The sequence below is a fragment of the Blastococcus aurantiacus genome, from assembly GCF_900102425.1.
In the GTDB taxonomy this organism is placed as follows: Bacteria; Actinomycetota; Actinomycetes; order Mycobacteriales; family Geodermatophilaceae; genus Blastococcus; species Blastococcus aurantiacus.
Window position 1 is genome coordinate 575,467 of the sequence record NZ_FNBT01000002.1, and the last position, 11,630, is coordinate 587,096.

Consider the following 11,630-nt stretch of genomic DNA (forward strand, 5'->3'; position numbering starts at 1 on the left):
ACGAACCGACGTCGCGCCGTCGCTCCGCCTCCCCAGCGGCCCCTCCCGTCACAGCGCGCGCCCCACTCTGCCGAGCGCGCGTTTCCGGGAGGTGTCCTCCACGTCATCGGCAGGTGCCGCTCCCTCACCGAGCCCCCGATCGGGTGACGGGACGGCGGGACGCGCCGTGCGGGGCGCGCCTGCGGCGCGCTGCGGGCGTGCGCGGATAGCCTCGGGCTCCGGTCTCTCTCCGGAGCCCTACCGCTCATGCCTTGCAGGAGGTCGCCCGTGCGCACGCTGCGCCTCGTGGGTCTCTCCGACGACGGCACGAGCCTGCTGCTGGTCGCCGACACCGAGGACGGCGAGGAGCGCTTCTCGCTGCCCGTGGACGACCGGCTCCGCGCCGCCGCCCGCGGGGACTCCCGCCGGCTCACCCAGATCGACGTCGACCTCGGCACCGAGCTCCCGCCGCGGGTCATCCAGTCCCGCATCCGCGCCGGCGAGACGCCCGAGCAGGTGGCGGCCGCGTCCGGGACCCGCGTCGAGCGGATCATGCGTTTCGCCCACCCCGTGCTCCAGGAGCGCGAGCGGGTCGCCGAGCAGGCGCGCGAGGCGCGGGTGCGGCTCACCGACAGCACGCCGGGCACCACGCTGCAGCAGTTCATGACCGAGCGCCTGCGGCTGATCGACACCGACATCGACGCCGTAACCTGGGACGCCTACCGCAGCGACACCGGCGCCTGGGTGGTCAGCGGCGCGTGGCGGGCCGGCGAGAAGTCCGGCACCGCCCGCTGGACCTTCGACCTTCCCTCGCGCACGGTCGCCCCGCTGGACGCCGTGACGACCGACTTCGCCGAGGGCACGCGCCTGGTCCGCGTCGTCCCCGACGTCCCCACCGGGCCGCCGCCGGCACCCGTCCAGCCCGCCCGGCCGATGACCGTCCTGCGCGAGGAGGTCCGGCCGACCCCGGCTCCCGAGCCGCCCGCGACGCACGAGGAGCTCCCCGTGCGCGACGTCCACCCGGCCAGCGGTTCCCCGGACGACGCCCGCTCGATGGACTCCTTCCTCGACGAGATCGCCGACCACGACACCGTGGTGCTCGGCCGCCCCGGCGAGGACCTCGACTCCGACGACCCCCGCGCCCGCATCCCGGCGTGGGAGGACATCGTCTTCGGGGTCCGCCGCAACCGCTGAGTTCCACCTGCGCCCGGCCCGAAAGTCGGTCGCTCCCGTCGGGGGTCCGGCCTAGCCTCGATCCCCCATGGACGCCGCCGCCACCCCTCCCGACGACCGGGGCCGGCTCTCCGCCCTGCTCCGGCTGTGGCCCTACGCGCGCCCCTACCGCGGCCTGATCGCGCTGACCTTCGCCGCGGCTCTGCTGGCGACGCTGGCCCAGCTGGCCGTTCCGCTGATCACCGCCGCCGTCGTCGACGGGCCGATCGCCGAGGGCGACCGCGGGGGCCTCGTGCCGCTGCTGGGCCTGGCCCTGGTGTTCGGCGTCGCGGAGGCCGGCCTGTTCTTCCTCCGCCGCTGGGCGATGACCCAGAGCTGCCTGGCGATCGAGCGCGACCTGCGCGGCGCCCTCTACGAGCGCCTGCAGCGGCTGCCGGTGGCGTTCCACGACCGCTGGCCCTCGGGTCAGCTGCTCTCCCGCGCGTCCAGCGACATGTCCACGGTGCGCCGCTTCGTGGGCTTCGCCGCGGTGTTCCTCGCGGTCAACCTGATCACCTGCGTCGTCGTCGCGGTCCTGCTGCTGATCACGTACTGGCCGCTCGGCATCGCCGTCCTCCTCACCACCGTGCCGCTGACCGTGCTCGGCCAGCGCTGGGAGCGGCGCTACAACGTGCAGTCCCGCCGGGTGCAGGACGAGCAGGGCGAGCTGGCGACCGACGTGGAGGAGGCGGTGCAGGGCATCCGGGTGGTCAAGTCCCTGGGGCGGCGCGGGCTGGTCTTCGACCGCTTCGACACCAAGGCGCGGCGGCTGCGCCGGCTGGAGCTGGACAAGGTCCGCACGCTCGCGCTGCTGTGGTGCGTCTTCGAGCTGCACCCGCAGGTGACGCTGGCGCTCATCCTGGTCGGCGGCGCGGCCGCGGTGAGCACCGGCGCCCTGACCGTGGGCGGGATGGTCGCCTTCGTCGCGCTCTTCACCGTGCTCCTGTGGCCGATCCTGTCGCTGGGCTGGCTGTTCGCCTTCGCCCAGGAGACCGCCAGCGCGTGCGACCGCATCGGCGAGCTGCTCGACGAGCCGCTGACGGTCACCGACCGGCCCGGCGTCGTGCCGCAGCCGGTGGGCTCGCCGGCCCGGCTCGCCTTCGAGGGCGTCGGCTTCCGCCACCCCGGGCCGGCCGGCCCGGTGCTGTCCGGTGTCGACCTCGTCGTCGAGCCGGGCGAGACCGTCGCGCTGGTCGGGGCGACCGGCTCGGGCAAGACCACGCTCACCTCGCTGGTCGGACGGCTGCACGACGTGACCGAGGGCCGGGTCACCCTGGACGGCGTCGACGTGCGCGACCTGCCGCTGACCCAGCTGCGCGGGATCGTCGCGGTCGCCTTCGAGGAGGCCACGCTCTTCTCGATGAGCGTCCGGGAGAACCTCACGCTCGGGCGGCCCGACGCCGCCGACGCCGACATCGCCGAGGCGCTGCGGGTGGCCCAGGCGGAGTTCGTCCGCGACCTGCCGTGGGGCCTGGACACCCGCATCGGCGAGCAGGGCCTGTCGCTGTCCGGCGGGCAGCGGCAGCGGCTGGCGCTGGCCCGCGCGGTCCTGGGCCGCCCCTCGGTCCTGGTCCTCGACGACCCGCTGTCGGCCCTCGACGTGCACACCGAGGCGCTGGTCGAGCGGGCCCTCCGGGACGTGCTCGCCGGCACCACCGCGCTGGTCGTCGCGCACCGGCCCTCCACCGTGCTGCTGGCCGACCGGGTGGCGCTGCTGGCCGGCGGCCGGATCGCCGCCGTCGGCACGCACTCGGAACTGCTGGCCGCCGAGCCCACGTACCGCGACCTGCTGGCGCAGGAGAGCGACCTGGCGGAGGTGATCCCGTGACCGACCAGAGCTGGCGCGGCGTCGCCACCGAGGACTCCGACGAACTCTCCGCGGGCGCCGGGCTGTTCCTGCGCGCGCGCTCGCGGCGGCTGCTCGGCGAACTCCTGCAGCCGCACCGTCGATCGCTGTGGTGGCTGCTGGCAACCGTCGTCGCCCAGAACGCCGCGTGGCTCGCCGGCCCGCTGCTCATCGGGGTGGGCATCGACGTCGGCGTGCCGGCGCTGGTCGACGGGGACGCGTGGCCGCTGGTGTGGATCACCGCGGCGATGGTCGTGGCGGCGGTGCTGGACACGGTCCTGCGCTTCGCGTTCCTCACGGGGTCCGGACGAGTGGGCCAGGCGGTGCTGCTGACGCTGCGCCGACGGGTGTTCACCCACGTCCAGGTGCTGCCGCTGTCCTTCCACGAGCGGTACACCTCGGGCCGGACGATCAGCCGGCTGACCAGCGATGCCGAGGCGCTGGCCGAACTCCTGGACGAGGGCCTGGACGGGCTGATCACAGCCCTGTTCAGCGTGCTCGGCATCGGCATCGTCCTGGTGGTGCTCGACCCGCCGCTGGGCCTCACCGCACTGCTGGGCTTCCCTGCGCTCTTCCTCGTGGCGCGCTGGTTCCAGCGCAACTCCACCGCGGCCTACCGGCGCACCCGCGAGACCATCGCCGCGCTCATCGTCCAGTTCACCGAGACGTTCGGCGGCATCCGCGCGGTGCAGGCCTTCCGCCGCGAGCCGCGCAACGACGAGCTGTACGCCGTCCTCAACGAGGACAACCGGCAGGCTCACCACCGGGCGTTCTGGCTCATCGCCGTCTTCGTGCCGGCGGTGGTCCTCATCGGCAACGTGGTCACCGTGGCCGTCCTCGGCTACGGCGCGCTCCGCGTGATGGACGGCGCGATGGCCGTCGGGACGCTGGTGTCCTTCCTGCTCTACCTGCGTCGGTTCTTCGACCCGCTGCAGGACATCGCGATGTTCTACAACAGCTACCAGTCGGCGACCGCCGCGCTCGAGAAGCTCTCCGGTGTGCTGGAGGAGAGCCCCAGCGTGCCCGAGCCCGTCGACCCGGTCCCGCTGCCGGCCGCGGCCGGCGAGGTGGTCTTCGACGACGTCCGGTTCGGTTACGGCGACGCCACCGTGCTGCCCGGGCTGGTGCTCACCCTGCCGCCCGGCGAGACGGTCGCGCTGGTGGGCACCACCGGCGCGGGCAAGTCCACGCTGGCCCGCCTGGCGGCACGGTTCTACGACCCCGTCGAGGGCGAGATCCGGCTGGACGGCGTCCCGCTGCACCGGCTCACCGACGCCGACCTGCGGCGGGCCGTCGTGATGGTGACCCAGGAGAGCTTCCTGTTCTCCGGCACCGTCGCCGACAACATCGCCTTCGGCCGGCCGGGGGCTGACCGCGCGGAGATCGAGCGCGCCGCGCGGGCGATCGGGGCGCACGACTTCATCACCGCCCTGCCCGACGGCTACGACACCGAGGTGGACAAGCGCGGCGGACGGCTGTCGGCCGGGCAGCGCCAGCTGGTCAGCTTCGCCCGGGCCTTCCTCGCCGACCCGGCGGTGCTGATCCTCGACGAGGCGACGAGCTCGCTCGACGTCCCCAGCGAGCGGCTGGTGCAGCACGCGCTGCGCACCCTGCTCGCGGACCGGACCGCGCTGATCATCGCCCACCGCCTGTCCACCGTGGAGATCGCCGACCGGGTGCTGGTGATGGAGGGCGGGCGGATCGTCGAGGACGGCTCCCCCGCCGACCTCGTCGCCGGCACCGGCCGCTTCGCCGCGCTGCACCAGGCGTGGGCCGACAGCCTGGTCTGAGTGGAACACCGCCTGCGCCGGGGTAGTTGACCCGGCATGAGTGCTTCCGTGTCGATGCCGCTGGGCGGCGTCCAGGTCGGTTCCTACGACAGCTACGAGCGGGCCCAGGCGGCCGTCGACCACCTCTCCCACGAGAAGTTCCCCGTCGAGAACGTGACGATCATCGGCTCCGACCTGCGCCAGGTCGAGAAGGTCCTCGGCCGGATGACCACCGGCCGGGCGATCGCGGCCGGTGCGGCCGGCGGCGCCTGGTGGGGCCTGTTCGTGGGCCTGCTGCTGGGGATCTTCTCGGTCGACGGCGCCGGCTGGATCGGCTCGGTGCTCAGCGGGCTGCTCATCGGGCTGGTCTTCGGCGCGCTGTTCGGCTGGATGGGGTACGCGGCCACCCAGGGACGGCGTGACTTCACCAGCACCAGCACGATCGTCGCGGGCCGCTACGACGTCATGTGCCAGCCGGCCCACGCCGAGCAGGCCCGCGATATCCTCGCCCGCTTCTCCCTCCGCTTCTAACTCTGCTTTTCCGCGGTGAAGCAGACTGCGTCTCCGCGGAAAAGCAGAGTCAGCGCAGGGCGGTGAAGGCGATGGCCGCCGCGGCGGCCACGCCGAGGGAGTCCACTCCCGAGCGCATCGGGATGCGGGCGCGGACCCGGGCCGCCTGCTGCGCCTCGGGGGTGAGCCCGGGACCTTCCGCGCCCAGCAGGACCGCGGTCCGCGGGTGCTCGCGCGGATCGACGTCGGTCAGGTCCACCGCGTCGGCGGCCGGGGTGAGCGCCACGGTGAGGTAGCCCGCGTCGTGCAGCCGGTCCAGCGCGGCGGGCCACTCCGGCAGGACGGCGAACGGCAGCGTCAGCACGTGGCCCATGGACACCCGGACCGACCGCCGGTACAGCGGGTCGGCGCACCGCGGGTCCAGGAGCAGCCCGTCGATGCCCAGCGCCACGGCCGAGCGGGCGATCGAGCCGAGGTTCTCGTGGTCGTTGAGCGCCTCGAGGACCGCCAGCCGGCGCGGCGCGGCGGGATCGGGGCCGGCGAGCAGCTGCCCGAGGTCGGCGGGCGGCAGGCGGTCGGCCGACGCCAGGGCGCCCCGGGTCAACCGGAAGCCGATGACCTCGGAGAGCACCCACTTGTCGGCGACGTAGACCGCGACGTCGTCCGGCACGCCGAGGGCCTCGACGCGGCCGGCCACCCCGAACACCGCCCGCACCCGGTAGGGCGAGATCAGCAGCCGCTCGATGGCCGCCGTCCCCTCCACGATGACCGGCGAGGTGCGGGGCGGGGCGCCGGCCGGACGGTCACCGGCCTTGAGGTCGCGGAAGTCGGCCACGCGGGGGTCGTCGGGATCGGTGATCGTCACGGGCACCCGGGCGATTCTGCCGGGCGGGCGCGGACCAGCCGCACCCCCCAGGATCGGGCCATGGATCTCGGGCGCGGACCGCTGACCGTCGTGGGTGCCGGGATCGCCGGCCTGGCCTGCGCTCGCGCCCTCCGGGAGGCGGGGCGCGACGTCGAGGTGCTGGACCGCGGGCGCGCACCGGGCGGGCGGCTGTCCTCGCGCACCGTGCGGGGACGTCCGGTGGACCTCGGCGCCTCCTACCTCACCGCCGGCGAGGGGTCCCCGTTCGCGGACGTGGTGGCCGACTGGGTCGACCGCGGGCTGGTGCGGCCCTGGACGGACACCTTCGCGGTGGTCGGGCAGGACGGCTTCCGCGAGCGGAAGTCCGGGCCGCAGCGCTTCGGCACCCCCGGCGGATCGCGCAGCCTGGCAGCCGATCTCGCCTCCAGCCTGACCGTGCGGCCGGGCACCACCGTGCGGGAGGTGACCGCCGGGCCCGCCGTGGACGGTCGAGCGGTGCCGGCCGTCGCCCCGGCCATGCCGGGACCGCAGGCGGCGCGGCTGCTCGACCCGTCCGGCCCGGCGGGCGGCCTGGCCGCCGCGGAGACCTGGCAGCCGGTACTGGCGGTGGTGCTCGGCTGGACGGAGCGGCGCTGGCCGGCCGACCTGCACGGCGCCTTCGTGCACGACGACCCGGCGGTGGAGTGGATCGCCGACGACGGCGACCGACGCGGCGACTCCGCTCCGGTGCTGGTCGCGCACACGACGGCCGGCCTGGCCGCCGAGCACCTCGAGGACCCGGCCACCGCGGTGCCGGCCGTGGTGGCGGCGGTGCGGTCCGCCCTGGGCATCGACGAGGAGCCCGCGTGGACCGAGGTGCAGCGCTGGACCTTCGCCCGGCCGACCGCACCGCGGGAGGAGCCGTTCGGCCTGGTCGACGGCATCGGTCTGTGCGGGGACGGCTGGCACGCACCGGCCAAGGTGGAGAGCGCCTGGTCGTCGGGCACCGCGCTCGGCCGCGCACTGGCCCACTGACCGTCGGTCGGGCTCCGTGCCCTTGGGCCCCCCGTGCGAGGGAGCCGCCGTCCAGCAGCCGGGCGCCGGTGCCGATGGACCGGCGTGACCCCCAGTCCAGACCCCGGCGCCAGCAGCGAGCTGCTCCGCTGGGGGGTGTTCACCCGGCTGGCCGTCGGGATGACCACTCTCGGCATCGCCATCGGTGCCGTCTTCCCCTGGTTCGCCGAGCTGCTCGACGTGCCGAGCGAGTACTCGCGCGCGACCACGTTCCGGCTGGCCTGCCTCGCGGCCGGCATCGCGCTGGGCGCCGCCAACTGGCTGCTCACCCGGCACGTGATCGGGCGGCGGCTCCAGCTGCTCGCGACCCGGCTGACCGACCTCGCCGACGCCGTCGGCACCCCGTTGGCCACGGCCGGCGCGGACCGCGGCACCGGCACCGGCACCGGCACCGGCCTCGCCCTGCCGGCCGGCGCCCCGGACGACCTGGGCCGCACCGCGGCCGCCTTCAACGCCATGCTCGCCGCCCTCGACCGGGAACGTCGGTTCCGCTCGGTCGTGCACGGGACCAGCGACACCATCTTCGTCGTCGACGCCGACGCCCGGCTCTCCTTCGTCTCGGACTCCGTCGAGGGGCTGCTCGGCCGGACACCGGCGGAAATCCTGGGCGAGGGCGCGCGACAGGTCGTGCATCCCGACGACCTGGCCCGCGTCGGCGCAGGACTGCGCGCCGGTACCCGCGGCACGCAGGACCTGCCGGACGTGCTCGTCGTCCGCGCACAGCACGCCGACGGCAGCTGGCGGCGCCTGGAGATGACGACGTCGGACCGCCGCGCCGACCCGGTCATCGGCGGCCTGCTGCTGACCGCCCGGGACGTCACCGACCGCATCGAGCTGCAGGAACGCCTCGCCCACCAGGCCACGCACGACGCGCTGACCGGGCTGCCGAACCGGGCCGCCGCCCTGGCCTGCGGCGCCCGGCTCCTCACCGACCGCCGCGACTCCGAGCGGGTCGCCGTCCTGCTGCTCGACCTCGACGGCTTCAAGGAGGTCAACGACACCCTCGGGCACGCCGTCGGCGACCGCCTGCTCGCCCAGGTGGGTCCGCGGCTGCGGACCCAGGTGCGCGACGTGGACGTGGTCGCCCGGCTGGGCGGCGACGAGTTCCTCCTGCTGCTCCCGGACGCGACGACCGAGGGTGCAGGCGCTGCAGCCGCCCGGGCGCGGGCCGCCCTCCGCGAACCCTTCCTGGTCGACGGCCGGACCCTCCACGTGGACGCCAGCATCGGCGTCGCCGTCTCCGGTACCGGTCCGGACGACGTCGACTCGCTGCTCCGGCAGGCCGACGCCGCCATGTACACCGCCAAGCGCAGGCGGACCGGGGTCGAGCTCCACGACCCGTCCGGCGACGCCCACCACGGACGGCTGCTGGCGCCCCGTTGACGCGGCCGGATGAACTCATCTAGCGTTGAGTTCATCAGCCGTTGAAATAAGGGAGAAACCATGGACGCCGTCGTCGTCCGGGATCTGGTCGTCGAGCGCGGCCGCCGTCGCGTGCTGCAGCACCTGGATTTCAGCGCTCCGCCGGGCCGGGTGACCGGTCTCCTCGGACCCAGCGGGAGCGGCAAGAGCACGCTGATGCGCGCCGTCGTCGGCGTGCAGCGGGTGCGCTCCGGGAAGGTGACGGTGCTGGGCGAACCGGCCGGCTCACCGGGGCTGCGGACCCGCGTCGGATACGTGACCCAGGCGCCCAGCGTCTACGCCGACCTGACCGTCCGGGAGAACGCCCGCTACTTCGCCGCCCTGTACGGCCGCGGCGCCCCGGCTGCGGACGCCGCCGTCGCCGACGTCGGGCTCGCCGACGCGGCGCACCAACTGGTCGGGAACCTGTCCGGCGGCCAGCGCGGCCGGGCCTCGCTGGCCTGCGCCCTCGTCGGTGAACCGGAGCTGCTGGTGCTGGACGAACCGACCGTCGGACTCGACCCGGTGCTCCGCGTGGAGCTGTGGGAACGCTTCGCCGCGCTGGCCGCGGCCGGCGCCACCCTGCTCGTGTCCAGCCACGTCATGGACGAGGCCGCCCGCTGCGACCGGCTGCTGCTGCTCCGCGACGGCGCCCTGCTGGCCGACACCACGCCCAGCCGGCTGCGCGCCGACGGCCGGAGCGAGGACCTCGAGCAGGCCTTCCTCACCCTGGTCCGCGCCTCGGAAGGAGCAGCGGCATGACCAGCCCGGGCATGACCGCCGCCACCGCGGGACGGGTGCTGCGCCAGCTGCGGCACGACCCCCGCACGATCGCCATGATGGTGCTGGTCCCCAGCCTGCTGCTGGGGCTGCTGTACCTGCTCTGGAAGGACCTGCCCACGCCGCCCGGGCAGACCAGCACGTTCGACCGGATCGGGCTGACGATGCTCGGGATCTTCCCGTTCGTGGTCATGTTCCTGGTGACCAGCATCGCCATGCTGCGGGAGCGCACCTCGGGCACGCTCGAGCGGCTGCTCACCACTCCCCTGTCGCGGCCGGCGCTGCTGTTCGGGTACGGCTGCGCCTTCGGCCTGGCCGCCGCCGTGCAGGCTCTGGTCACGGTCGGGGTGGCCACGACCGTCTACGACCTGGAGGTGGCCGGCTCACTCGCCCTGGTGGTGCTCATCGCGGTGGTCGACGCCATCCTGGGGGTGGCCCTCGGGCTGCTGGCCAGCGCCTTCGCCAGCAGCGAGTTCCAGGCCGTCCAGTTCATGCCGGTGATCGTGCTGCCCCAGTTCTTCCTCTGCGGCCTGCTCGTCCCGCGCGAGCAGATGGCCGGCTGGCTCCAGGCGGTCAGCGACGTCCTGCCGTTGACCTACGCGGTGGACGCCCTGCAGGAGGTGGGACGCTCGACGGAGCCCACCGGCACGATGTGGGCCGACATCGCCGTCGTGGCCGGGGCGGCCGCGCTCGCCCTCGCCCTGGCCGCCGGCACCCTGCGGAGGAGGACCAGCTGAGCAGTCAGCCCGACAACGGTGGCACCCGGCGGCCGGGACGGCGCCCCGGCAACTCCGGGACGCGGGAGGCGGTGCTCGCGGCCGCCCGCGCCGCGTTCGCCGAACGGGGCTTCGACGGCGCGACCATCCGGGGCATCGCCACCGCCGCCGGGGTGGATCCCGCGCTGGTGCACCACTACTTCGGCAGCAAGGACCAGTTGTTCCTGGCCGCGATCGAGGCCCCCGCCGACCCCGCCGACCTCCTGCCCGCGGTACTGGCCGGCGGGCGCGACCGGCTCGGCGAGAGCGTCGTCCGTCTGCTGCTCACGGTCTGGGACGGGCCGATGCAGCCCGCCGCCCTGGCCCTGGTCCGCTCGGCGGTCGGCAACGAATGGGGGGCCAAGCTCCTGCGCGAGTTCCTGGTCACCCAGGTGCTGCGCCGGGTCGTCGGCACGCTGGGCCTCCCTCCGCACGAGGCAGAGGTGCGGGGCGCACTCGTCGCCTCCCAGCTCGTCGGGCTGGTGATGGGCCGGTACGTGCTGCGGGTCGAGCCGCTCGCGTCGGCCGGCCCGGACTGGCTGGTGGCGACGATCGGCCCGACCGTGCAGCGCTACCTCACCGGCGACGTCGACCTGCCGGACTGACCCGGATCAGCGCCCGCGGGAGAGCCGGGCGAGCTGCCGGGCCTGGACGACGAGGCGACCCTCGGAGTCCCAGATGGTGCAGTCCTCGTCGATCCAGCCGCCGGCGATCTGGGTCGCGCGCGCCTCCGCGAGGCACCAGCCCGGTGCCGGCATCGCGCGCACGAGCACCTGCAGCTGCACGGTGGGGGCCCAGCCGCGCTGGCCGATCGCGAAGCCGAGCGGCGGGAGCACGTCGGAGAAGGTGAGGAGGCCCAGCGGGTCGGCCGGGCGGCCGTCGACGAAGCGGATCCACGCCCGCAGCACCGGCTCGTCCGACGGCTCGCCGACCGTCCACCCGGCGGTGGCGGGGTCGAGCCGGCTGTCGACGTGCCGGCTCAGGCCCGGCCGCTTGCTCGGGTCGGGGTTGAGCCGGGCGGAGAGGTCGACGCACTCGTCCGGCGGGGGCATGTCGGGCATCCGCGAGGCGTCGTAGTCGGGGGTCTCGTCGCCGAGGGTGGCCGTGGTGGCCTGCACGACGATCGAGGGGCCGGCGCCGGAGCTGGCCAGGGTGACCACGGAGTGCGCGAGCGTGCGCCCGGCCGCCCCGGGGGTGACCTCGAGCGTGGCCTCCCCCGCCGGCGTGGGCCGCACGTAGCTGGCGGCCACCGCGACCGGGTGCGGGTGCGGGCTCTCGGAGACGGCGGCCCGCGCGGCCACGGACAGCAGGTAGCCGCCGTTCAGGATGCCGCCGCCCACCTGCCAGGTCTGGTCCAGGTCGGCGAGCAGCGCACCCCCCTCGCCACGTCGCACCGCGGTGGCGGTGTCGAAGTCGTAGGTCGGCTGGGCGTCGTCAGTCTGCGGCACGGATCACAGAGT

At 74.8% G+C, this 11,630-nt stretch carries 11 protein-coding genes; 9 read left to right on the forward strand and 2 right to left on the reverse strand.

Features of this window, described 5'->3' with window-relative positions:
* The first annotated feature begins 267 nt into the window (after positions 1-267).
* From sepH to BLS70_RS06290, 4 genes are all read left to right on the forward strand, one after another.
* Complete coding sequence (gene sepH, locus BLS70_RS06275; protein WP_091764750.1) at positions 268-1,173, forward strand: septation protein SepH; 906 nt, start codon at positions 268-270, stop codon at positions 1,171-1,173.
* Positions 1,174-1,240: 67 nt separating this feature from the next.
* A complete protein-coding gene (locus BLS70_RS06280) occupies positions 1,241-3,019 on the forward strand; it encodes an ABC transporter ATP-binding protein (protein ID WP_091764751.1) in 1,779 nt (592 codons plus the stop codon).
* On the forward strand, positions 3,016-4,827 hold the full coding sequence (locus tag BLS70_RS06285; protein ID WP_091764752.1) for an ABC transporter ATP-binding protein: 1,812 nt from the start codon (positions 3,016-3,018) through the stop codon (positions 4,825-4,827). Before BLS70_RS06280 ends, BLS70_RS06285 begins: the two co-directional genes overlap by 4 nt.
* A gap of 36 nt (positions 4,828-4,863) precedes the next feature.
* Positions 4,864-5,337 carry a YflT domain-containing protein gene (locus BLS70_RS06290; protein ID WP_091764753.1) on the forward strand — a complete coding sequence of 158 codons (474 nt, stop codon included), beginning with the start codon at positions 4,864-4,866 and terminating at the stop codon, positions 5,335-5,337.
* A gap of 49 nt (positions 5,338-5,386) precedes the next feature.
* Here BLS70_RS06290 and BLS70_RS06295 read toward each other — a convergent pair whose 3' ends face one another.
* Positions 5,387-6,187 carry a TrmH family RNA methyltransferase gene (locus tag BLS70_RS06295; RefSeq protein WP_255362265.1) on the reverse strand — a complete coding sequence of 267 codons (801 nt, stop codon included), beginning with the start codon at positions 6,185-6,187 and terminating at the stop codon, positions 5,387-5,389.
* A gap of 54 nt (positions 6,188-6,241) precedes the next feature.
* On the opposite strand from BLS70_RS06295, the gene BLS70_RS06300 reads away from it, so the two are divergent.
* From BLS70_RS06300 to BLS70_RS06320, 5 genes are all read left to right on the forward strand, one after another.
* A complete protein-coding gene (locus BLS70_RS06300) occupies positions 6,242-7,195 on the forward strand; it encodes an NAD(P)/FAD-dependent oxidoreductase (protein WP_091764893.1) in 954 nt (317 codons plus the stop codon).
* 84 nt (positions 7,196-7,279) lie between these two features.
* The gene (locus BLS70_RS06305) at positions 7,280-8,617 is read left to right on the forward strand and encodes a sensor domain-containing diguanylate cyclase (protein ID WP_091764754.1); all 1,338 of its coding nucleotides are present in this window, start codon (positions 7,280-7,282) and stop codon (positions 8,615-8,617) included.
* Between the two features lie 60 nt (positions 8,618-8,677).
* Positions 8,678-9,397, forward strand: coding sequence for an ABC transporter ATP-binding protein (locus BLS70_RS06310; protein WP_091764755.1), 720 nt, complete (start codon positions 8,678-8,680; stop codon positions 9,395-9,397).
* A complete protein-coding gene (locus BLS70_RS06315) occupies positions 9,394-10,152 on the forward strand; it encodes an ABC transporter permease (protein ID WP_091764756.1) in 759 nt (252 codons plus the stop codon). The genes BLS70_RS06310 and BLS70_RS06315 overlap by 4 nt, the downstream gene beginning before the upstream one ends.
* A gap of 71 nt (positions 10,153-10,223) precedes the next feature.
* Entirely contained in the window at positions 10,224-10,775 is a 552-nt protein-coding gene (locus BLS70_RS06320; RefSeq protein WP_091764757.1) for a TetR/AcrR family transcriptional regulator, read from the forward strand.
* Positions 10,776-10,781: 6 nt separating this feature from the next.
* On the opposite strand, the gene BLS70_RS06325 is transcribed toward BLS70_RS06320, so the two are convergent.
* Positions 10,782-11,618, reverse strand: a complete 837-nt coding sequence (locus BLS70_RS06325) for a thioesterase family protein (protein ID WP_091764758.1) — start codon at positions 11,616-11,618, stop codon at positions 10,782-10,784.
* Between the last annotated feature and the right edge of the window lie 12 nt (positions 11,619-11,630).

Coding starts and splice junctions, on each gene's coding strand:
- BLS70_RS06315 (WP_091764756.1), top strand. CDS start 9,394: ATGACCAGCCCGGGCATGACCGCCGCCACCGCGGGACGGGTGCTGCGC.
- BLS70_RS06290 (WP_091764753.1), top strand. CDS start 4,864: ATGAGTGCTTCCGTGTCGATGCCGCTGGGCGGCGTCCAGGTCGGTTCC.
- BLS70_RS06280 (WP_091764751.1), top strand. CDS start 1,241: ATGGACGCCGCCGCCACCCCTCCCGACGACCGGGGCCGGCTCTCCGCC.
- BLS70_RS06310 (WP_091764755.1), top strand. CDS start 8,678: ATGGACGCCGTCGTCGTCCGGGATCTGGTCGTCGAGCGCGGCCGCCGT.
- BLS70_RS06300 (WP_091764893.1), top strand. CDS start 6,242: ATGGATCTCGGGCGCGGACCGCTGACCGTCGTGGGTGCCGGGATCGCC.